Origin of the sequence: Streptomyces sp. NPDC060366 (genome assembly GCF_042725135.1) — a bacterium.
Lineage (GTDB): Bacteria > Actinomycetota > Actinomycetes > Streptomycetales > Streptomycetaceae > Streptomyces.
Genome location: NZ_JBHXDC010000002.1, coordinates 665,706 through 686,326, shown reverse-complemented (window position 1 = coordinate 686,326; position 20,621 = coordinate 665,706). Strand labels below are relative to the sequence as shown.

At 68.8% G+C, this 20,621-nt stretch carries 18 protein-coding genes and 1 tRNA gene; 10 read left to right on the top strand and 9 right to left on the bottom strand.

The features are described 5' to 3' along the window. Nucleotide 1 precedes the first annotated feature (1 nt). Both ACFWHU_RS07735 and ACFWHU_RS07730 read left to right on the top strand, forming a co-directional pair. Complete coding sequence (locus ACFWHU_RS07735) at nt 2-1,135, top strand: DUF475 domain-containing protein (protein WP_385792851.1); 1,134 nt, start codon at nt 2-4, stop codon at nt 1,133-1,135. Nucleotides 1,136-1,299: 164 nt separating this feature from the next. Continuing rightward, nucleotides 1,300-2,037 carry a Tellurium resistance gene (locus ACFWHU_RS07730; protein ID WP_387224327.1) on the top strand — a complete coding sequence of 246 codons (738 nt, stop codon included), beginning with the start codon at nt 1,300-1,302 and terminating at the stop codon, nt 2,035-2,037. 215 nt (nt 2,038-2,252) lie between these two features. Here the strand turns inward: ACFWHU_RS07730 and ACFWHU_RS07725 are convergent, their stop codons facing one another. Further along, nucleotides 2,253-3,194 (bottom strand): TerD family protein, encoded by a 942-nt coding sequence (locus tag ACFWHU_RS07725; RefSeq protein ID WP_387224326.1) that lies wholly within the window; start codon nt 3,192-3,194, stop codon nt 2,253-2,255. 201 nt (nt 3,195-3,395) lie between these two features. Between ACFWHU_RS07725 and ACFWHU_RS07720 the strand changes: the two genes are divergently transcribed. From ACFWHU_RS07720 to ACFWHU_RS07710, 3 genes are all read left to right on the top strand, one after another. Further along, nucleotides 3,396-4,559 (top strand): HpcH/HpaI aldolase/citrate lyase family protein, encoded by a 1,164-nt coding sequence (locus ACFWHU_RS07720; protein ID WP_385792855.1) that lies wholly within the window; start codon nt 3,396-3,398, stop codon nt 4,557-4,559. Nucleotides 4,560-4,663: 104 nt separating this feature from the next. Next, nucleotides 4,664-7,222, top strand: coding sequence for a phosphoribosyltransferase (locus ACFWHU_RS07715; RefSeq protein ID WP_387224475.1), 2,559 nt, complete (start codon nt 4,664-4,666; stop codon nt 7,220-7,222). Nucleotides 7,223-7,224: 2 nt separating this feature from the next. Further along, the gene (locus ACFWHU_RS07710) at nt 7,225-8,052 is read left to right on the top strand and encodes an HAD family hydrolase (protein ID WP_387224474.1); all 828 of its coding nucleotides are present in this window, start codon (nt 7,225-7,227) and stop codon (nt 8,050-8,052) included. Here the strand turns inward: ACFWHU_RS07710 and ACFWHU_RS07705 are convergent. Further along, complete coding sequence (locus ACFWHU_RS07705) at nt 8,021-8,647, bottom strand: DedA family protein (RefSeq protein WP_385792858.1); 627 nt, start codon at nt 8,645-8,647, stop codon at nt 8,021-8,023. The two genes, ACFWHU_RS07710 and ACFWHU_RS07705, sit on opposite strands and share 32 nt — an antisense overlap. Before the next feature lie 109 nt (nt 8,648-8,756). On the opposite strand from ACFWHU_RS07705, the gene ACFWHU_RS07700 reads away from it, so the two are divergent. Together ACFWHU_RS07700 and ACFWHU_RS07695 are read left to right on the top strand one after the other, a co-directional pair. Continuing rightward, the gene (locus ACFWHU_RS07700) at nt 8,757-9,896 is read left to right on the top strand and encodes a sensor histidine kinase (protein WP_387224324.1); all 1,140 of its coding nucleotides are present in this window, start codon (nt 8,757-8,759) and stop codon (nt 9,894-9,896) included. Beyond that, complete coding sequence (locus tag ACFWHU_RS07695; protein WP_385792861.1) at nt 9,887-10,531, top strand: response regulator; 645 nt, start codon at nt 9,887-9,889, stop codon at nt 10,529-10,531. The genes ACFWHU_RS07700 and ACFWHU_RS07695 overlap by 10 nt, the downstream gene beginning before the upstream one ends. Before the next feature lie 41 nt (nt 10,532-10,572). On the opposite strand, the gene ACFWHU_RS07690 is transcribed toward ACFWHU_RS07695, so the two are convergent. From ACFWHU_RS07690 to ACFWHU_RS07675, 4 genes are all read right to left on the bottom strand, one after another. Next, complete coding sequence (locus ACFWHU_RS07690) at nt 10,573-10,794, bottom strand: zinc ribbon domain-containing protein (protein ID WP_387224322.1); 222 nt, start codon at nt 10,792-10,794, stop codon at nt 10,573-10,575. Nucleotides 10,795-10,803: 9 nt separating this feature from the next. After that, on the bottom strand, nt 10,804-11,421 hold the full coding sequence (locus ACFWHU_RS07685) for a DUF4383 domain-containing protein (protein ID WP_387224321.1): 618 nt from the start codon (nt 11,419-11,421) through the stop codon (nt 10,804-10,806). Nucleotides 11,422-11,530: 109 nt separating this feature from the next. After that, nucleotides 11,531-12,895 carry a hypothetical protein gene (locus tag ACFWHU_RS07680; protein WP_387224320.1) on the bottom strand — a complete coding sequence of 455 codons (1,365 nt, stop codon included), beginning with the start codon at nt 12,893-12,895 and terminating at the stop codon, nt 11,531-11,533. Between the two features lie 72 nt (nt 12,896-12,967). Next, nucleotides 12,968-13,762, bottom strand: coding sequence for a DUF4097 family beta strand repeat-containing protein (locus ACFWHU_RS07675; RefSeq protein ID WP_387224319.1), 795 nt, complete (start codon nt 13,760-13,762; stop codon nt 12,968-12,970). 205 nt (nt 13,763-13,967) lie between these two features. Between ACFWHU_RS07675 and ACFWHU_RS07670 the strand changes: the two genes are divergently transcribed. Then, nucleotides 13,968-14,042: transfer RNA gene (locus tag ACFWHU_RS07670), tRNA-Val, on the top strand. A 114-nt stretch (nt 14,043-14,156) separates the two neighbouring features. Here ACFWHU_RS07670 and ACFWHU_RS07665 read toward each other — a convergent pair. Then, nucleotides 14,157-16,022: a DNA/RNA helicase domain-containing protein gene (locus ACFWHU_RS07665; RefSeq protein WP_387224473.1), complete on the bottom strand. Its 1,866-nt coding sequence runs from the start codon at nt 16,020-16,022 to the stop codon at nt 14,157-14,159. A 79-nt stretch (nt 16,023-16,101) separates the two neighbouring features. Continuing rightward, complete coding sequence (locus tag ACFWHU_RS07660) at nt 16,102-17,064, bottom strand: protein NO VEIN domain-containing protein (protein ID WP_387224318.1); 963 nt, start codon at nt 17,062-17,064, stop codon at nt 16,102-16,104. 622 nt (nt 17,065-17,686) lie between these two features. Here ACFWHU_RS07660 and ACFWHU_RS07655 point away from each other — a divergent pair. Further along, nucleotides 17,687-19,129 (top strand): hypothetical protein, encoded by a 1,443-nt coding sequence (locus tag ACFWHU_RS07655; protein ID WP_387224317.1) that lies wholly within the window; start codon nt 17,687-17,689, stop codon nt 19,127-19,129. A gap of 3 nt (nt 19,130-19,132) precedes the next feature. On the opposite strand, the gene ACFWHU_RS07650 is transcribed toward ACFWHU_RS07655, so the two are convergent. After that, nucleotides 19,133-19,975 (bottom strand): hypothetical protein, encoded by an 843-nt coding sequence (locus ACFWHU_RS07650; RefSeq protein WP_387224316.1) that lies wholly within the window; start codon nt 19,973-19,975, stop codon nt 19,133-19,135. 134 nt (nt 19,976-20,109) lie between these two features. Here ACFWHU_RS07650 and ACFWHU_RS07645 point away from each other — a divergent pair, with 134 nt between their 5' ends. Further along, nucleotides 20,110-20,604, top strand: a complete 495-nt coding sequence (locus ACFWHU_RS07645; protein WP_387224314.1) for a winged helix-turn-helix transcriptional regulator — start codon at nt 20,110-20,112, stop codon at nt 20,602-20,604. Nucleotides 20,605-20,621: the final 17 nt, after the last annotated feature.

Genomic DNA, 20,621 nt, shown 5'->3' with positions numbered 1-20,621 from the left:
AGTGATCCTGAAAACCTTCGGCTGGTCGTTCGCCATCACGGCGGCCGGCCTTGCCTTCGCGGCCTGGCAGTGGGGGTGGGAGGCGTTCGGGATCGTACTGATCCTGTCGATCCTTGAGATCTCGCTGTCGTTCGACAACGCCGTTGTCAATGCCGGGATCTTGAAGAAGATGAATGCCTTCTGGCAGAAGATCTTCCTCACCATCGGCATCCTGATCGCCGTGTTCGGAATGCGGCTGGTGTTCCCCGTCGCCATCGTGGCCATCAGTGCCAAGGTCGGTCCCATCGAGGCCGTCCAGTTGGCGCTGGACCACCCCGAACAGTACGAGGCACTGGTTACCGACGCGCACCCGGCGATCGCCGCGTTCGGTGGCATGTTCCTGTTGATGATCTTCCTGGACTTCATCTTCGACGAGCGTGATCACAAGTGGCTCGGCTGGCTGGAGCGCCCGCTGTCCAAGCTCGGCAAGGTCGACATGCTGTCGGTCTGCGTCGCACTGGTCGTCCTGCTCATCACGGCCATGACGTTCGCCACCAACGCGCACACCAGCACCGGGTACGCGGACAAGTCCGCCACCGTACTGCTGTCCGGTGTCGCCGGTCTGATCACCTACCTCGCCGTCAACGGGCTCTCCAGCTTCTTCGAGAACAAACTCGAAGAGGAAGAGGAGCGCGAACACGAGGAGGAGGAGAAGGCCAAGGCCGAAGGCAAGCAGGTCTCGGCCGTCGGCCTCGCCGGCAAGGCCGCGTTCTTCCTCTTCCTCTACCTCGAAGTCCTGGACGCGTCCTTCTCCTTCGACGGAGTCATCGGCGCCTTCGCCATCACGAACCACATCTTCTGGATGGCGCTCGGCCTTGGTATCGGCGCGATGTACGTCAGGTCGCTCACCGTCTACCTCGTCCGCCAGGGCACCCTCGACGACTACGTCTACCTGGAGCACGGCGCCCACTACGCGATCGGCGCGCTCGCCGCGATCCTGCTCATCACCATCGAGCACGAGATTCACGAGATCATCACCGGCATGGTCGGCATCGTGCTGATCGCCGCCTCCTTCTGGTCATCCGTGGTCCGCAACAAGCGAGTTGCGGCTGAAGGTGGCGAAGATTCGCAAGACAAGACAACAGTCCATGTCTGAGTCCCCCTCCGGGGTGTGACCAGGCGGTGATAGCGGGAACGCTCTGAGCGGGGCGACCTGAGGCGGAAGCCTTCCGGTCGCCCCGCTGTTCACGTTCTGTACGGCGTCCCGAGGACGTCCTGTAGGGCGTCCGACGAGTGGGAAATGGTGGGGGTGGGACGGGGATGGCCTTCTGGGACAACCTGTGGCGAGGCAAGGCAGCGCAATTCGATTCGGGCAGCGCCTCGACGAACTCGATCGAACTGACCAAGCGCAATCCGACGGTCTCACTCACCAAGCAGGGCGCCGCCACCGGGAACCTACGGGTCAACCTGTCGTGGCGGATGCGCACTTCGGACATCGAGGGCCGGTCGAGGCAGGGCGGCGGACTGCTGCGCCACCCCTTCAAATTCTTCAAGCCCGACGTCGTGCAGGCCCACACCCAGGGTGTGGTCAACGTCGACCTCGACATCGGGTGCATGTACGAACTGGCAGACGGCACCAAGGGCGTGGTGCAGCCACTGGGCGGATTCTTCGGCAGCCTGAACGAGGCGCCGTACATCAAACTCAGCGGTGACGATCGCTTCGGAGCCCCCTCCGGCGAGACGATATTCATCAACCTCGACCACCGGGAAGAGATCAAACGACTGCTCGTCTTCGTCTACATCTACGACCGCACCCCAGCCTTCGACCGGACGCACGCCAACGTCACGCTCTACCCGAGCAACGGCCCACGCGTCGAGATCGAACTGGACGAGCGCGCCCCGCAGGCCCGGTCCTGCGCGGTGTTCTCGATGGAGACGGTCAAGGGCGACCTGGTGGTGCGCCGCGAGGTGAAGTTCGTCTACGGCTTCCAGGCCGAACTCGACCGGCTGTACGGGTGGGGGCTCCAGTGGGGGCGGGGCTACAAGACGAAGACCTGACAGGGGCAGGGAGCGGGAGCGGCTGGGCCGGAACTGGACCGGGGACCGGAGCAGGCGCTCCCGGACCGGGAACGGCTCGGGCGCGGTACGGGACCCGGGCGGGCTCGGTCCAGGCCCGGCGGCGGGGCCCGGTCCTGCGGTGGGCCGCCCCCGGTCCTTGCAGCGGGGGCCCGGTCGCGGTGGGCCGCCCGGCGCCGAGCCCTTGACGGCTACGGCTACGGCCGTACGAACTGCGGTCCCATCGGCGGCAGCCGGAAATTCGGGTCCGGCGCGGGAGCCGCCGCCGCGGCAGGCTGCGGGTAGCCGTAAGCCGGTGCCCCCTGCGGCGCCGGTGGCGCCACCGGCGGCTGAGGACCCGGCCCCGGAGCGGGCGCGTGCGGGTAACCGTAAGCGGGCTGTGCCGACGCCGGCTGCGGATACCCGTAGGCCGGCGGGGAGGCGGGCTGCGGGAACCCGTAGCCGGACTGCCCCTGCGGCTGGGCCGGGAAGGATGGCTGCTGAGCGGGAGGCGAAGGCGGTGCCTGAGGCCCGCCGTGCACCAGCGCCGGACCGCCGGGAAGCTGGGCGGTCACCCCTTCCGCGCCCGGCACCCCGTCGGCGCCCTCCGTCTCGTCCACCAGGATGCCGAAGGCCGTCGCCAGCCCGATCAGCCCGGTCGGATACCCCTGGCCCACGGCCCGGAACTTCCAGCCGCTCCCGCGCCGGTAGAGCTCACCGCAGATGACGGCGGTCTCCTCGCCCGTCTCCGGGCGCACATCGAAGACCGCCAGCGGGTCACCGTCGGCCTGGCCCGCGTCGTACAGCAGGATCCGCAGGTCGTGCACGTGCTGGAAAGTCGCCCCGTCCGACGACGCCGCGAGGACCACCTGGTCGACGCTCGGGTCGAGGGCGGCGAGATCCGCCTCGACGGTGTCGGTGAGCCCTTCCGGCACCTGTTTCTTCGGCAGCCGCCTGACCACGCCCGACGGATGACGCGGCTGGTTGTAGAAGACGAAGTCCTCGTCGGAGCGCACGCGCCCCTCCGGCCCCAGCAGCAACGCTGACGCGTCCACGTCAGGAACCCCCGGCCCCGGCGTCCAGCGCAGCACGGCCCTTACGGCCATGGCATCGAGGGGAACGTTCGAGCCCTTCACCATCGCGTGCGTCATGCCGGTCATCCTGCCTTCCCGCAGGCCGCGCGGACAACGTGGGGGCATGGTGGATAGCAGGGAGACGGCGGCGATACGGGGGTGAGACAGGGGCGAGAAGTGGACGAGTTACCTGAAATTCATGCACGCGTGGAACTCTTGACTCCCGTCCATACGTACTATTACCGGCCACATGTCAACGCGACGACCGTGGCAGTACGGGGGATGTAAATGCGTCACTTCGGGCACATTCCGCCCACTGCCCGGCAAGGGTTGTTCCACCAGGAGCCCGGCGAGTTCACCGCCGCCTCCCCGGCCCGCATGCTGTCGGCAGCCCTCGGAGCCACCCTCTACAGCCCCGCAACCAGGCCTCGGCTGGCGGACGACGTGGCCAAGCTGGCCGGCCGGGGCGTCGTCTCGATGGTGCTGTGCCTTGAGGACTCCATCGACGACTCCGAGGTCCAATGGGCCGAGGAGAACCTGATCAGGCAGTTCACCGACCTCGACCGGCGCGGCGTGGAAGTGCCCCTGCTCTTCGTCCGCGTGCGTGAACCGGACCAGATACCCGACCTCGTACGCAGGCTCGGCCCCGCCGCCCACATCCTGTCCGGATTCGTACTCCCCAAGTTCACCGAGGAGCGCGGAGTCCCCTTCCTCGAGGCACTGATTTCAGCCGAACATGAGAGCGGGCAGCGTCTCTTCGCCATGCCCGTGCTCGAATCCCCCGAACTGCTCCATCTCGAGACCCGGGCCGACACCCTCTCCGGCATCGCCCGCACCGTCGACAAATACCGCGAGCGGGTACTGGCCCTACGGCTCGGTGTCACCGACTTCTGCTCCGCATACGGGCTCCGCCGCTCACCCGATATGACCGCGTACGACGTACGCATCGTCGCCGCCGTCATCGCCGACGTCGTGAACGTCCTCGGGCGCGCCGACGGCACCGGCTTCACCATCACCGGCCCCGTGTGGGAGTACTTCCGACTCCACGAGCGGATGTTCAAACCGCAGCTGCGCCGCAGCCCCTTCCTGGAGGGGCGGGCCGAGGAACTGCGCACCGCGCTCATCGAGCACGACCTCGACGGACTGCTCCGCGAGATCCAGCTCGACCAGACCAACGGGCTCATGGGCAAGACCTGTATCCACCCCTCGCACGTCATGCCCGTACACGCGCTGTCGGTCGTCAGCCACGAGGAGTTCAGCGACGCCAGGGACATCCTGCGGCCGGAACGGGGCGGGGGAGGCGTACTGCGTTCCTCGTACACGAACAAGATGAACGAGGTGAAGCCCCACCGCGCCTGGGCAGAACGCACCATGCAGCGCGCCGAGGTCTTCGGCGTCGCCAAGGAGGACATCGGCTTCGTGGAGCTGCTGGCCGCCGGGCTGGTGGAGTGAGCGCGACCGGGAGCGGGACCGAAAGCAGGACCGGCAGCGGGACCGAGAACGAAACCAAGAACGAAAGCAAGAACAGAACCGAGAAGGCAGAGGAGAACGTCGACGTGGTGTGGTCGGGGTCATGGGTCGCCGAACGGCTGGGCATAGAGCTCGTCGGCGGGGACGAACTGCGCGAGCTGCTGGGGCTGGCCCTGCGCCGCAACCCCAAGCGTGCCCATCTCCTGGTCTCGAACGTCCTCGGCAAGCATGTTCCGCAGCGGCCCTCCGTCGTCCACGGCGCCGGCGTCGCCCTCGGCGAACGCGTACGTGACCTGCTCGGCGACGCCGTCGAGCAGACCGTGATCCTCGGCTACGCGGAGACCGCGACCGGCCTCGGCCACTCGGTGGCCGACGGCGTGGCACGCGCCCCGTACCTGCACTCCACCCGGCGGCCCGTGCCCGGTGTCGCCACGGCGGGCGGCTTCGAGGAGGCCCACTCGCACGCCACCTCGCATCTGCTGCTGCCTGAGGACCCGGCGCTGCTGGCGGGCGACGGTCCGCTGGTGCTCGTGGACGACGAGTTCTCCACGGGGAACACGGTCCTCAACACCATCCGCGCCCTGCACGCCCGCTACCCGCGCCGGTGGTACGTGATCGTGGCACTCGTCGACATGCGCTCCGCCGCCGACCAGGGCCGGCTGGCGGAATTCGCCCAGGAGATCGGCGCCCGCGTCGACCTGGTGGCGATGGCCTCGGGCACGGTCACCCTCCCGGAAGGCGTCCTGGCCCGGGGCCAGGCGTTGGTGGCGGAGTACGACACCGGTTTGCTGACGGGCACGGGCACGGGCTCTGGCAGTGGCACTGGGGTGGGGGCCCCCTCCCCCTCCCCCCAACCCCTCCCCACCACCCCCGCACCCACCTCCCGCCCCGAGACCGCGGACGGCGACATCGTGCGTGTGTCGCTCGGCTGGCCCGCAGGGCTGCCCGACGGCGGGCGTCACGGCTTCACGCCCGCTCACCGCGCGCGCCTGGAGGCCGCCGCGCCCGGCATGGCCGCCACGCTTGCCAAGGAGCTCGGCGACGCCCGACGTGTCCTCGTCCTCGGCTTCGAGGAGCTGATGTACGCGCCCCTGCGCCTCGCCCTGGAGCTGGAGCGGTCCGTCACCGACGTCGAGGTTCGCTACTCGACCACGACCCGCTCGCCCGTCCTCGCCGTGGACGACCCGGGCTACGCGATACGCAGCCGACTCGTCTTCCCGGCCCACGACACCGCGGCTTTCCCGGCCGGCGACGGCACCGGAGACCGGTACGCCTACAACGTCGCCGGCGGCGGTTTCGACGCCGTCGTCACGGTCGTCGACTCCCTGGCGGACTCCCCGGAGCTGCACGCCCCCGGCGGTCTGCTCGCACAGCTCGCCGCTCATGTCCCGCGTGTCGTGCTCGCCGTCGTTCCCTCGTACCTCCCCGCTCCCTCGCACGTCACCGACCGGCAGGAACCCTCCATGCTGCCCGCCCCCCTCCGTGGCCCCGCCTTCTCCTCGTACGCCGCCGACGACGTCGGCTGGCTCCTCCAGGACCTGTCCGACGTGGAACTCGAAGCCCCGACGGAAGAGCGAGAAGAGGCGATCCAGAGCGGCGGCGCCCACTACGCGGAGTCACTGCCCGTCGAGTACCAGCCGAGCGCCCAGTACCAGGAACTCTTCCGCTCCGCCCTCGATACCTCCGCCGCCCGCATCGCCCGTGCTGTCGGCACCGTCACCGAGACCGTCCTGGCCGAGCACCCGCAGCGCTACGACGACCCCACCTCCCGGGAAGCCACGCAGGCACTGCCCGTCCTGGTCTCACTCGCCCGAGCCGGCACCCCCGTGGGCGTTCTGATGCGCCGCTGGGCCCAACACCGGCACGGCCTCGATCTGCCGCACTACGCCATCTCCATCGTGCGCGGTCGCGGCATCGACACCAACGCCATCCGCTGGCTCGCGGCCCACCACAACCCCGCCGACATCGTCTTCGTCGACGGCTGGACCGGCAAGGGCGCCATTACCCGCGAACTCGCCGACGCACTGAGCGAGTTCGGCGACTTCCACCCCGAGATCGCGGTACTCGCCGACCCCGGCGGCTGCGTACGGACCTACGGCACCCGTGAGGACTTCCTCATCCCTTCCGCCTGCCTCAACTCCACTGTCTCCGGCCTCATCTCCCGCACCGTCCTACGCGCCGACCTTGTCGGACCCGACGACTTCCATGGGGCGAAGCACTACCGCGAACTCGCCGACGCCGATGTGTCCGGCTACTTCCTGGACACCGTCGCCGCCCGATTCGACGACGTCACAGACACGGTGGACACCGAGGTCAAGGAACTCCTCGCCACCGACCGCGCACCCACCTGGGAAGGCTGGGCCGCCGTCGAGCGGATCAGTGAGGAGTACGACATCCACGACGTGAACCTCGTCAAGCCCGGCGTCGGTGAGACCACCCGCGTCCTCCTGCGCCGCGTCCCCTGGAAGATCCTCGTCAAACGCGGCGCGGGAGCCGACCTCGACCATGTGCGACTGCTCGCCCAACAGCGCGGCGTACCCGTGGAAGAAGTCGACGGACTTCCCTACACCTGCGTCGGGTTGATCCACCCCCGCTACACCCGAGGCGCCACGGGTGCGGACGGCACGGCGGTGGCCACCTCGTGAACATGCCAACCCCCTCGGCGACCCTGGTCGCCAGCGACCTCGACCGCACCCTCATCTATTCGGCCGCCGCGCTCCAGCTCGCCGGGCCCGACGCGAAGGCTCCCCGCCTGCTCTGTGTCGAGCTCTACGAGCGCCGCCCCCTGTCCTTCATGACGGAGACCGCCGCCCGGCTCCTCGAGGATCTCGCCCGCGACACGGTCTTCGTACCCTCCACGACACGCACCCGAGAGCAGTACTTCCGGATCCATCTGCCGGGTCCCGCCGCTCGGTTCGCGATCTGCGCCAATGGTGGTCATCTGCTTGTCGATGGTGAGTCCGACCCCACCTGGCACGCCCAGGTGAAGGACCGCCTCGCCGCGAGCTGCGCCCCTTTGAAGGAAGTCAGAGAGCACCTCCTCTCCGCGGCCGACCCCGCCTGGCTGCTCAAGGAGCGGATCGCCGAGGACCTTTTCGCGTATCTCGTGGTCGACCGCGCCCGGCTGCCCGAGGGCTGGGTGAAGGACCTCTCCGAGTGGGCCGACGGCCGCGGCTGGACGGTCTCTCTCCAGGGCCGGAAGATCTACGCCGTACCCCGTCCGCTGACCAAGAGCGCCGCCGTGCGTGAGGTGGCCCGGCGGACCGGTGCTGAAGTGACCCTCGCCGCAGGGGATTCGCTCCTCGACGCCGACCTGCTGCTGGCCTCCGACCGTGGCTGGCGCCCCGGCCACGGCGAACTGGCCGACACCGGTTGGAGCGCCCCGCATGTGGAGACACTGACCGAGACCGGAGTGATCGCCGGCGAGGAGATTCTGCGGCGGCTCAGTCTTGCCGCTGCTCCTTCCGGGACTTGACCACCCGCTTGACCACCCAGGCCAGGAGCACGAGCAGGGCGACGCCCAGCACCACCTTCGAGTACGTCGAGACATAGCCGCTCACCTCCTTCCAGTTCTCGCCGAGCGCGTAGCCCGCCATGATGAACGCGGTGTTCCATATCGCGCTCCCGAGTGTGGTCAGACAGAGGAAGACGGGCAGCGGCATTCTCTCGACGCCCGCGGGCACGGAGATCAGGCTGCGGAAGACGGGAATCATCCGGCCGAAGAAGACAGCCTTCATGCCATGCCGGTTGAACCAGTCCTCGCTCTTCTCTATGTCTTTTGCCTTGACCAGTGGAATCTTGGACGCGAGAGCGATCATTCGCTCCCGGCCGAGCCACGCGCCCAACCCGTAGAGGGCGAGCGCGCCCACGACCGAGCCCGCGGTCGTCCACAGCAGGGCCGCGATCAGATTCAACTTGCCGGTGCTGGCCGCGAAGCCGGCGAGCGGCAGGATCACCTCGCTGGGCAGGGGAGGGAACAGATTCTCCAGGGCAATGGCTATGCCCGCGCCCGGCGCTCCGAGCGTGTCCATCAACGTGTTGACCCATTGCTCCGGGCTGGTTCCGATCATGACTCCCACGCTAGATGCCTGCTCAGGCAAGCACATTGAGGCGAACCGTACGGAATACTGAGGTTTCCCGCAGTGTGCTGGCACATGCCTCCCGCTAGCGTTATTGATCGTGAACACAGCGGTGCGTCGAGGGGCGCGACTCGGAACAGGACTCGCCATAGGCGGCTCCACAGCGGTGGTCGAGCTGGCTTTCTCGCTGCTCGTGGGTACAGCTCTGCTCCTCGTGCAGGCCTGGCCGCGCGGGCGTCGCGCGGTCATGCGGCCGGTGACGGCCGGCGCGCGGAGACTGGTCGACCTGGAGCGACATCGGCTGCGCACGATGCTCGGCGAGCGGGTGTCCGCCAGCTATGACCCGACCAGAGCCCTCTGGTATCTCGCGACGCGCTGGGCGCTCGGGTTGTTCGGCGTGGTCGTGATGTCGGCCGCGGCGGTCGGCGTCGGCTACGGCACTTTCTTCGTCTACGCCTGGGCGATAACGGATCTCAAGAATCCGGATGAGCTCGCGCTCGGCACCTTCGGCGGTCTGTTCCTGCTCTTTCTCACCTCGCGGGGATTCTTCGAAGTCGCCGCTCTCGAAGGGAGATTGGCCAGGTATTACCTCGGCCCGAGCCAGCAGGAGGCGTTGGAACGGCGTATAGAGCAGCTCGCCGTCAGCCGGGCGGGAGTCGTGGACGTGGTGCATGAGGAGCGCCGTCGTATCGAACGGGATCTGCACGACGGAGTGCAGCAGGGGATCGTGGCTCTCGGGATGCTCCTGGGCCGCGCCCGGCGCAGCAGCGACGCGAGACATGCGGACGAGCTGCTGAGGCAGGCCCACGAACAGGCCGGTCAGGTTCTGAACGAACTGCGCGAGGTGGCCTGGCGCGTCTATCCAACGGCGTTGGACGAGGCGGGGCTCCGAGCGGCGCTGGAGACGGTCGCCGAACGGTCCCCGGTGCCGGTCCGGCTGCGCTGCCGGCTCGGGAGTGAACCACCGAAAGCGGCCGCGACCGTCGCCTACTTCGTCGTCTCCGAAAGCGTCACCAACGCGGTCAAGCACTCAGGAGCGACGAGTATCGAAGTGAGAGTCGACGAAGACACCCGCACGCTGCGAATACGGGTGACGGACGACGGCAAGGGCGGCGCCGACGCGTCGGGCAGCGGTCTGTTCGGGCTTGCCCGTCGTGTCGAGGCCCTCGACGGGGTCCTGCGGGTCGACAGTCCGCCCGGCGGCCCCACCACCATCACCGCGGAGATTCCATGCGAGTAGTCCTGGCCGAGGATTCGACGTTGCTGAGAGAGGGCCTGGTCCGGTTGCTCTCCGAGGAAGGGCACGAGGTGGTGGACGCGGTCGCCGATGCGGAGACGCTGCTGGCCGTCGTCGCCCATGACCAGCCGGATGTGGTGGTGGCGGACGTGCGGATGCCGCCCTCGCACACCGACGAGGGGCTGCGGGCCGCGCTGGAGATCCGCAAACGCTGGCCGGCGGTGGGGGTGCTGGTCCTCTCCCAGTACGTGGAGAAGCGCTACGCGACGGAGTTGCTGACCGGCGATTCGGAAGGCGTCGGTTATCTCCTGAAGGACCGGGTCGTCCAAGTGGACGAGTTCCTCGACGCGTTGGAGCGGGTGGCGGCGGGCCGGGCGGCGTTCGACCCGGAGGTCGTGCGGCAGTTGCTGGCCCGCTCCAACCGTACGGATCCACTGTCGCGGCTCACCGACCGTGAGCGGGAAGTGCTTGCCGAGATGGCTCAGGGGCACACCAACACGGCGATCGCGCGGCGTCTGCACATCTCGGTGAGTGCCGTCGAGAAACACTGCAACGCGATCTTCGAGAAGCTGGAGATCAGAGGGACGGGAGGCTACAGCCGCCGGGTTCTCGCCGTGCTGCGCTATCTGAACACCTAGGGTCCCTCGATCACCTTGGGCAATCGGCTCCGCCGACTCGCCTAGGAGCAGCAGCCCCCACCGCAGCAGCCGCCTCCGCCGCCCGCCGAGGGGGCGGGGGCGGGGGAGCCCTTCGCCGAGCCGCCCACAGCGACGGTGGACAGCAGCTTCACCGTGTCCTGGTGGCCGGCGGGGCAGGTCGCCGAGGCCGACGACTCCGCCATGGGACGGCTGAGTTCGAAGGTCGTGTCGCAGGGGCGGCAGCAGTACTCGTAGCGAGGCATGGGGTCAGGTTATCCGGCCGTCCGGTGCGCGCCGTGCCGATGGGAGGTGACAGCACGGTGGGCGTGGACCGCACGCTGACCGGCCGCGGCCCTGCCGCGCCGCTCGTCCTCGACCTGGGTCGGGTGACGGGCCCGCCAGTACGGATTGTCGTGCGGCAGGCCGCCGCTGACTCTCCCGTACATGCCGAAGAACATGAGCAGCAGGCCCACCACGAAGCTGAACAGCACGTTCTGGATGCGGAAGGCGAGGGGATTGAACGAACTGTCGAGCAGCGCGAGATTGACGAAGCCGCTGAGGATGAACAGCACGCCCAGGATCATGTTCAGTGTCGACGCGAAGTTCTTGCCGATCAGCATGCCGACGAAGAGCAGGGCGCCGACACAGATGGACAGGACGCTCAGCGCGCCGTTGGTGTTCAGACCGGCTGTGGTGTGGCTGCCGGTGTCGAAGACACCGATCTGGTCGATCAACCCGAGGATGCCGAACACGAGCAGCACCAGACCGATCAGTCCCGCACCGACGCGGTACACCCGGCTCAGATTGTGGTCCACCGGCAGATGCTCGTCGAGCCTGACCCCCCGCCGGTGTCGCCGTGCGGGGTGGGAACGGGTCTCTGAATCGGACACGAGCGGCCCCCTTCAGCCGGTGCGTACGTGTGCGCTGTGTACGTACCTCAAGGATCCGTCCGGCACGACCGGGGGACAAATCGGGCGGGATGAGGGGGCCGGAAGCCGGTCAGGCCCCGGCGCCCCGCTCGTCGCGGATCTCGCCGACCACGCGGGTCACCGTGTTGCGCACCGCTTCGGTCTCGGTCAGGAAGTGCCACCAGTCGGGATGCCGGCCCTCCAGACCGGCCACGGCGCGGTCCAGCCGTGCCACGGCGTCGTCCAGCGGGCGCGCGTGCCGCGGCTCGGGCGTGTTGCGGCCCGCCATGGCCAGCCGCTGAGCGTCCCGCACGGCGAACCGCGTCCGGTCGATCTCCTGCTGCGGGTCCTTCGAGACGGCATTGAGCCGCTGAAGCCGGTCACCGGCGGCCGAGACGGCCTCGTCGGTGGAGTTCAGCAGCGCCCGGACCGTGCTGAGCAGAGCCGTCGCGTCCGGCCAGCGCTGCTCGTCGCGCGCCTTGGCGGCCTCCTTCAGCTTTTCCTCCGCCTGCTGTACGGAGGTCGCCGCCTGACCGGCCACGGGCTGGAGATCCTGCCAGCACGCGGCACTGAAGCGGCGCCGCAGCTCGCTCAGGACGGGCTCCACGGTGCTGGTACGCGTGGTCAGGGCCTGTGCGCGCGTACGCAGCGACACCAGCCGCCGGTCGATCTCCGCCGCGCGCTCGGGCAGCCGCTCGGCCTCGGCGCGTACGGCCTCGGCGTCCCGCAGCACCCGGTCGGCCCGCTGAATGGTCTCGGCCACGCCGTGCTGACCCGCGCCCTGATTGAGCTTGGTCAGCTCCGGGCCGAGCGTCGCGAGCCGCGCCGCGAGGTCGTCGGCCCGCAGCCCGGTGCCGCGCACCTCGTCGAGGGCGTTGCTCGCCGCGAGCAGCGTCTGCCGCGCCCGCTCGACGGCGGGCGCCAGTCGTGCGAGCTGCGTCTCCGCCTTGTCCAGCAACGGACCGAGCCCGCGCTCGAAGCGGTCGAGCTCGCCCTTGACCCGGACAAGCTCGTCCTTGGCCCTGGTCAGCTCCGTACGGGCCGTGGAGGCGACGGACGGCTCCAGGTCGTCCCGGTCGAGATCGTGGGCGTCCACGGCGTTGATGTAGCCGCCGCTGGCCTCGTCGATCCGCCGCCCCAGCGCGGCGAACTCGTCCACGACCCGCCGCGCGCCCGGCGAGCTGTCCACGGCGGTGATCGTCTCTATCGAGATCCGCAGGTCACGCTGGGCGGTGTCCAGCTCGTAGAAAGCGGCGGCTGCGGCGTCCTTGGCGGCCTGCGCGTCGGCCCGCTGGTTCTCCCCGCGCCCGCCGAACCAACGCCGTGTGCCCCCGCCGGCGAAGGCTCCCGGCAGGGTCGCGGCGATCAACGGCACCGGCAGCAGCATCAGGATGACGACATCACGGACGCCACCCGCCCTCGCTCGTGCGTGCGGCTGCGCGTGTGTCGCCGTCACATCCCTCTCCCGTGCCGATTACGCCCTGCCCAGTTCATTCTCCCACCAGGAAGGGACGAACACACGGGTCGGTTAGTTCGCGCTTCGGACTGTGACTTTGCCGTTGTCGCTGTGTGCCTTCACCACGTGGGCGCTGTCGTCGTCCGTGGGCACGTCCACATCGACGCTCCCGTTGTCGCTCTTGGCGGTCACCGCGTAGCTCGTGCCGGACTTCGGCAGGTCGATCGTGACGGACCCGTTGTCACTGAAGGTCTCCACCTTGTCGGGTACGGAGGTGAGCTTCAGCCGCACCGCTCCGTTGTCGGACCGGGCGTGCACCGACTTGGACGAGACGCCCTCGGTCGTCACCTTGCCGTTGTCGCTGAACAGGTCGAGCACGCCGCTGGAGTTGCGTACGTCGACGGAGCCGTTGTCGGAGCGGAGGTCGAGGGCGGTGTCGAAGCCGTCGGCACTCACCCTGCCGTTGTCGTTCACCACTTTCACGGCCGTCCCGCGCGGGACCTTCACGCGGTGCCGCGACTCGCAGTTGTTCACCAGGGCCTTGCACTTCACCTTGAGGGTGAGGGTGTCGTCCTCCAGCTTCCAGACGGGGTCTGGCCCCGAGCCGAGCAGGACCCAGCCGTCGACCTGACGCGTCACCTCGACGTCCTTCACATCGGCCGGCACCAGATCGATCGAGGAGTTCGCCGACGCGATGGTCAGCGTCTTCCCGCTGAAGGCGAACGACCGCTTCTCGGTCGGTGCCTCGTCGGCATCGGCGCTCCCGCACCCACTGACGGCGACAACGGCGAGCACGGCGCCTCCGGCGGCGGCAAGAGTGCGAGCGCGACGGCTGCGGCGGGTGTGCTGCGTGCGGCGTGTGTCCACGGTGATCGGTCCCCCAGGCTGGTCCTGCTGATGTGCCCTCAGCGTACGAATCCCGGCGCCCTCGAACGATCCGGTCGGCCACCGTCTCCGTGGTGGGGGTATCCCCCCCCGTCACCACCCCGCCCCGGGCCGAACCGGGCGCCCGGCCTGCGAAGGGCGTTTGTGAGCGGGGGCCGTGCGCCATGTACCCTGATGCCTCATCCACGGGTGCGTAGCTCAGGGGTAGAGCGTTGCTCTTACAAAGCAAATGTCGGCGGTTCGAAACCGTCCGCGCCCACCAGTAGGAAGAAGGCCCCCGACCGTTCACGGTGGGGGCCTTCGCGCGCCCGGATCACACGAAATGCAGCTGCCCGACAGCAGCGCTCGGCGCCCAGGGGCTCCCGCCTTCATGTCCCTATGCGGTTCTGCCAGGTATGAGTGCTCGCAGCATGGTCTGGGTTTCGTCGTCCGTGGAGAACAGCACCGTTCCGGTAAGCCCCCTTGTAAGGAGTACTTTGTACCTGTTGCACGTGAGACGGAAGAACTCGCCGGGGCCGGCGCTGGTGAGGCTGCCGTCCTTGCACTCAGCCCGGATGGCGTGCCAGTCGTCACCTCGCCGGACCAGGTCCGGGCCGAAGATCGTGCCGTTCCAGGCGTACTCGAATCCCTGGGCTGTGTAGATACAGCCGATCTGGTCGATGCCCGCTGATTCGGTGGCCCAGAGTGACGACGGCGGGGCTCCGCGTACGGTGAGTTCCCCCTTGACGTTCCACGGGCGGCGCCACCCACCGATGACCACGTCGTCAACCAGACTGCCGTCCCTGCGCGGATTGCTCCATGGCCAGCAGAAGCCGGCGGTCATCCGTGAGGTGTAGCCGGCTGCTTGCTGAGAACGCAGGTGCGCCTCCAACTGCTGGGGTGTGTCGGCGACAAGAAGTTCGAAGTTCGGCTCCAGCTCCGGCTGCCACGGAACCGGCCCCCCGGGTTCCAGTCCCAGGAAGCGACGGACCCAGTGTTCGTAGGCGCGGCTTCCACCGCAGCGGAACTGATTGTTGAGGTTGACATGTCGGACGACACACCCCCGTGCCTTCGCCGCGTTATCGATGGCCTCGACGCTTCCCATCTCGCCAGGGCGTACGACCTGGTACTCGTCGAGCAGGAAAACCGGGACTCTGGCCGCGTCGATGAGTTCCTCGACCTGGCTCCGCCGGCTTCGGTGGTTGTCCGTGGCGCTTTGACTTCCCGAATGGCTGCGGATTCGGTGGGATTCGTCGCAGATGATGACGTCGAGCGCGTTCTTGTCCACGCTGCGGAAATCGAGGAAGTACCGGAAGAGGTTGGCGATGCGCCCGTTTTTCGCCCCAACGACGTGCCGCAGGGTGGTGGTGAACGACTTGGAACCGGTGGCATGGACGACGTTCCGGTTGTTCCTCGCGAGGTCGCTCATGAGATGAAGGGCGATCAGACTCTTTCCCGAGCCCGGACCGCCGGAGACGACGATCACCTCTTTGGTGTCCGATCGCCGTGAGATCGCCACGGCGCGCTTCACCAGGGAAGCGGCGACCTGCTGTTCGTCCATCAGTAGAAACTTGCCGCCGTCGCGGATCTCCTCTGCGGCGGCTCGCATGAGTTGCCGTGCCGGTGTGAAGTCGCTCTCCAACAGGGCATCGGCGTCGAGGCCCCCGTCGAGCGGCGACAGGCAAGTCTGCAGATGCCGTATGAGTCCGTCGCGGGTCGTATCTGTGAAGAGATGGGCTTTCCCGTCCGCCAGGCCGAGTAATTCGCTCACGTCCCGATCGTGGGCGTTGTGCAGGTAAGCCACGCCCGCGAGATGGTTCTGTTCGTCGTTCAGCAGCGCTGTGAAGTCCTCCATGTAGTCGCAGTACCGACGCACCTGCGCGACGGGATGCAAGGAAGGGGGACGGTTCTCCATTCCTCGTACCCGGCACAGATCCACGGTGTCGGGTACGAGGTTGGCCTCGCTCCATTGTTTGAGCTCGACGACGACGTACGCAGGTTGACCTGTCGTCGGGTGCGTACCGACCAGTACGGCGTCCGCGCGCAGGCTGCTGAGAGGCATTTGATGCTCGATGAGCACATGCACCTCGTCGAGGCCGGCGTCGCACAGCACCTCCGCCAAGGCGGGCAGGCTGTTCCGCCAGGCACGGCGTTCACTGGCCGATGGTTCGTGGAGGAGTTGGGCGCGGTACTTCTCGGTGAGGCGCTCCACCAGGGCTGAATCGCTGGTGCGCTCCTGCAGAGTTCGGGCGGACATGCGCATAAGGGCCACGGGTGATTTCCCTACGGGCGGCTGGTCGCGGTGGGGGCTACTCCTGGCCGCGAGTGGTGGGCGGGGCGGGTCAGTGTTCGAGCGGCAGGCGGTACTCGAAGCTCCTCGGCCTCAGATCCTCCTCGGCCGGGGACCAGTCCAGGAGGTGCAGCACCCTGCCCTCGCTCGCGCTGTAGTCGGCGCTTCGGACATCCACTTTTATGTCGCTCACCACATACAGGTCCACGGTGTGCCGTGGGTCGCGGGCATGGTCGACCTCATTGATGGTCAGGTCCACGCTGGTGGCCGCGCCCGTCGTTCCCTTGACCTCGACACGCCTTTCCTCGCCCGCGCGGGTGCAGTGGAGGTCGTAGGGTTTGCCGAGGCGTTCGACGGCCCACCCTTGATTCTCGTAGTGAGCGACGGCCGTGTCCTCCGCGTACAGCTCGATGGCCTTGCGCTTCTTGGGGTCGGAGATGAAGCCGGCACCGCGACGTCGACGCTTGGGCGTTCGGGGCGCTTCCACCTGTTCCGCGGTGAAGCCGGGTGTGCGGTTCAGGGGAACGTACTGCCGCTCCGCCCAGTCGGCCGGGACGCCCGCCGCGTTGAACAGGGGCTGCGGATCCAGGTCGCAGAGCCTGCCGATGCCTCGCTCGATCCCGGAGCGTCGGATGGCATCGCTGCCGGTCAACCCCAGCGGTCCGTGCTCGCCGAGGGGAATGTCAGGGAGCATGGCCAGCGGCTCGATCCCGAAGCGCACCGGGTACTTGATGGAGTTCTCGGCCTCCTCGTCGGGCCAATGAGGCGCCTCTCCTTCGTAGAAGTTCTCGCGCACCTCGAAGAAGTACAGGGTGATTCGCTCGGTGACCCACACGTCGAGCGGTACGCGTGGAGCCACCCCCGTGGCCAGCAGAGCGAAACGCGGACGGATCGATCGGTACTCGGGCTTCCATATCGGGAACCCCCAGGAACGGGTCTCGATCCCGTACTGCAGGTTGCGTTGCGAATCGGTGCTCTGCCCGACATGGACCATCACAAACGGTGCCAGCTTCATGCAGCTCAACATACTAGTATTATTATAGGTACCTCAAGTTGATTGGGAACCCTTCGGCGGCGGGGTGTCCACGGGAGCGTGGATGCTCGAATTGCCCGTTACGGCCTTGTCGTTGGCGGATCTGGTGCCTGCATGGCTGTCGTGACGCGCGTCAACAATGTCTGACGGCCGATCGGGCCCGCACCGAGGAGATCCCTGTTCGAGCGGAGAACGTCGTGCTCGTTTCTACCAAGTAGTCGCCCGTCTTGTGCCTTCCGGGTTGCCGCCCATGCGTCCCACGCGTGCCCAGCCAATGCTTTGTGGCGGGTTGGTCCTCTGTCTGCGTGATGACGGCAAGCGCGTGTGTGTGGAGGTGTCCGCAGCGTCATATCTGGTGGCTGTGGGCCGATCGGCCGCAGTTGTCTCCCGAGCCCTGTTCCTGTCCCTATCCGGAGCTGTTCGGCGGTTGAGCGGCTTCCTTCGTCGTCGCCGGATGACAGGATGGCGGGGAAATGGGTTGAGTTGGGCTGAAGTGCCGTGTTGTGTGGAGTGATCCGCAAGGGGTGGTTGACCACCGGCCCCGGTGTGCGGCGGGACAGTGGCGGCGCGGTGCGTCGTTGGGTGACACGGGGGAGTACCACGCGTGCAGACAGACGTCATGCCGTCCGTCGGGCTTGCCGTTCCGCGCGCCGCCGGGGGTGGTGGTCGGAGTGCGGGCGGGGTGGTGCGGTGGGGGCTTGGTGGGGTGTGTCTGGGGTTCGTGGTCGTCGCCGGGGTGCTCGTTCCGGTCGGGTTGCCGCTCGGGTGGGACGAGATCGTCTACGCCAGCAGGTTCGGTCCGTACGGGCCCGCCGTGCCGTTCAGCGCGCCGCGGACGCGCGGGGTGCCGTTGCTGCTCGTGCCCGTCGCGTCGTGGAGCGATTCGGTGGTGCTCCTGCGGCTCTGGATGGCGGCGCTCGCGGGTGGCGCGCTCTATCTGGGGTTTCGGCCGTGGCTGGGGGTGCTGCGGCGCCCTACGGGCGTGTGGGTGGCCGCGGCGCTGTACGGGAGCCTGTGGTTCGCCCTGTTCTACGTCAACTCCGCCATGCCCAACCACTACACGGCGATGGGCGCTGTCGCGGCCACCGGCTGTTTCCTGCTCCGGGACCCGGGGCGTGGCGCGTACGCGGGGATCGTCGCGGGGCTGGCCGTCGTCACGCTGATGCGGCCCAACGACGGTGCGGCCGTGGCCCTTCCGCTCCTTGTCGCGGCCCTCGCGGTGCCCGTGTGGCGCGGCCGGGGGCGGCTGGTGGCCGTGGTGGCGGGCGTCGGGGTGGGCGCGCTGCCGTGGATCGTGGAGGCGTGGCTGCGGTTCGGCGGTGTGGCGCGGCGGCTCTCCGAGGCGAGCGACACCCAGGGCGGTATGCGGCCCGTCCTCTCACTGAAGGCTCATCTCACCGCCCTGGACGGGCCGTTGCTCTGCCGTCCCTGTACGGACGACACCGTCGCCTCCGGGGTCGTCGAATGGTGGCTGCTGCTCCCGCTGCTGGTCGTGCTCGGGCTGTGGACCGCGCGCCGTGCCGGGCGCCCGAGAGCGTCGTTGTGGCTCGCCGTGGCCGTCGCGGCGTCCGTCTCGGTGCCGTACCTCTTCCTCGTCCCCTACGCGGCGCCCCGATTCCTCCTGCCCGGTTACGCGCTGCTGGTGCTGCCCGCCGCCGTCGGTCTGCTCGCCGTCGCCGACCGGGCGCGGGGCTCGCGCCCGCTCGCGGTCGTGCTCGCCGTCGTCCTGCTGGGGCACGCCGCCGTACAGATCACACAGGTACGGACCCATGTGGGCGTCCAGGAACGGGCGCGGGGCGACTGGCAGCGGATCAGTGCCGTACTCCGTGAGGAGGGTGTGCGGCGGCCGTGTCTGATCAAGGGGAACAGTTCGGCGATCCCCGTCGCGTACACGGCGGGCTGCGCGTCGGCGGGCATGGACGATCCGGCGCCCGCGACGGCGGTGATCCTGCGCCGCGCGGACCCGCCGCGCTGGGCGCGGGACTGGCCGCGACGCCCGGTGCCCGACACGTACAACCCGGGCTGGTCCGTCGCGGTGCGCCCGTAGAACCTAGAACGTCTCTCGCGGGCCGGACCCGTCCTGCCGCGTCTCCAGCGCCGTCGTGAGGATCCGTTCGCGCAGGTGGGGCATGTCCTGCGACACGAGGTCGGGGACCACGTCGTTCCAGCGGGCGGCCATCGTGTCCAGCGTGCGGATGAAATGACGGTGCAGGGCGCGGGCGGCGAGGCGCAGTGCCACGGCCATGAACGGGCGCAGCAGCGAGCGGCCCCGAGCGGTCAGCGAGACGCGGATCGCCCAGCGACCGTCGGGCAGTTGGCCGGGCGTCGCGCGCACGGTCGCCCGGCCCAGGCGGTGGTCGACCCGTACTTCCAGCGGCGCGGAGGGCAGGGCCGGCCGCCGTACGGCCGGTACCTTGCCGGAACCCGGTCCGGGGAACTCCTCGGCCGCCGCGTCCCACCAGTCGTCCAGCCGGATGTGCGACGTGCCGGTGGCCCGGGTCAGTGAGGCCCACCGGTTCGACCCGTTGGTGCCGCTCGAACTCAGCGTGCCGCGCAGCCCGGCCTCCCGCGGGCGCTCGACGTCCCTCAGCACCCCTTCGACCTCCGCCGTCACCGCGCCGTCGGTGACGCGCTGGGAGACGCGCAGCGCCGAACGCCGGTCCCACCCCTCCACCCGTACATGGGCGTCGTCGTCCACCTCGTACACCGCGCCCGCGCGCAGATGGTGGCCGCGCACCAGCCGGATGTCGGGCACCTCGCGGCCGTCCGTGAGGAACAGCCGCCCGTCCTTGGCGCGGGTCTCCGCCACCAGGTCGTACAGCGTGACGACCGCCTGCTCGAACCACCGTCGTGGAACCGATTCGGCGTTCACGGTGTACTTGAGATGGACCATGTCGGCAGCATGGGCGGTCCGGGGCCTCTCCCGTCAGGCCCGGGGTCGGCCATGTTGTGCGGGTGGCGGTTGCCGGGTCCCGGCAGGTCGCGCGGCCGGGCTCCCGTGCCCGCCGGGCTCCTACACTCGGGCGCATGCGGTGGAACGAGATCGGTGAGGTCGACTGCTCGGTCGCGCGAGCGCTGTCGGTGGTGGGGGACCGCTGGACGCTGCTCGTGCTGCGTGACGCGTTCCTCGGGGTGAGGCGGTTCGAGGACTTCCGGGCGAACACGGGCGCGTCACGGCCCCTGCTCACCGAGCGGCTGACCACGCTCGTGGAGCACGGGGTGCTGCGGCGGGTGCGGTACCAGGAGCGGCCGGAGCGGTACGAGTACCGGCTCACGGAGAAGGGCGTCGGCCTGTACCCCGTGATCGTCTCGCTGCTGGCCTGGGGCGACCGGTGGATGGCGGGTGACGACGGTCCGCCGGTACGGCTGCGCCACGAGACGTGCGGGCACACGATGACGCCCGAACTCGCGTGCCCGGACTGCGGCGAGACGATCGACCCGCGGGATGTACGGCCGACACTGCGGCCCCGTTCCGGGGCCGATCCCCGCGAGACCTCAGGGGCGGGGCACGTCAACTCCTAGGTCCTGTCCGGCCGATC

Excerpts from the sequence above, each read along its gene's own strand:
- ACFWHU_RS07730 (WP_387224327.1), top strand. The coding sequence starts at position 1,300 with ATGGCCTTCTGGGACAACCTGTGGCGAGGCAAGGCAGCGCAATTCGAT.
- ACFWHU_RS07725 (WP_387224326.1), bottom strand. The coding sequence starts at position 3,194 with ATGACCGGCATGACGCACGCGATGGTGAAGGGCTCGAACGTTCCCCTC.
- ACFWHU_RS07720 (WP_385792855.1), top strand. The coding sequence starts at position 3,396 with ATGCGTCACTTCGGGCACATTCCGCCCACTGCCCGGCAAGGGTTGTTC.
- ACFWHU_RS07710 (WP_387224474.1), top strand. The coding sequence starts at position 7,225 with ATGCCAACCCCCTCGGCGACCCTGGTCGCCAGCGACCTCGACCGCACC.
- ACFWHU_RS07705 (WP_385792858.1), bottom strand. The coding sequence starts at position 8,647 with ATGATCGGAACCAGCCCGGAGCAATGGGTCAACACGTTGATGGACACG.
- ACFWHU_RS07695 (WP_385792861.1), top strand. The coding sequence starts at position 9,887 with ATGCGAGTAGTCCTGGCCGAGGATTCGACGTTGCTGAGAGAGGGCCTG.
- ACFWHU_RS07690 (WP_387224322.1), bottom strand. The coding sequence starts at position 10,794 with ATGCCTCGCTACGAGTACTGCTGCCGCCCCTGCGACACGACCTTCGAA.
- ACFWHU_RS07665 (WP_387224473.1), bottom strand. The coding sequence starts at position 16,022 with ATGCGCATGTCCGCCCGAACTCTGCAGGAGCGCACCAGCGATTCAGCC.
- ACFWHU_RS07660 (WP_387224318.1), bottom strand. The coding sequence starts at position 17,064 with ATGAAGCTGGCACCGTTTGTGATGGTCCATGTCGGGCAGAGCACCGAT.
- ACFWHU_RS07650 (WP_387224316.1), bottom strand. The coding sequence starts at position 19,975 with ATGGTCCATCTCAAGTACACCGTGAACGCCGAATCGGTTCCACGACGG.
- ACFWHU_RS07645 (WP_387224314.1), top strand. The coding sequence starts at position 20,110 with ATGCGGTGGAACGAGATCGGTGAGGTCGACTGCTCGGTCGCGCGAGCG.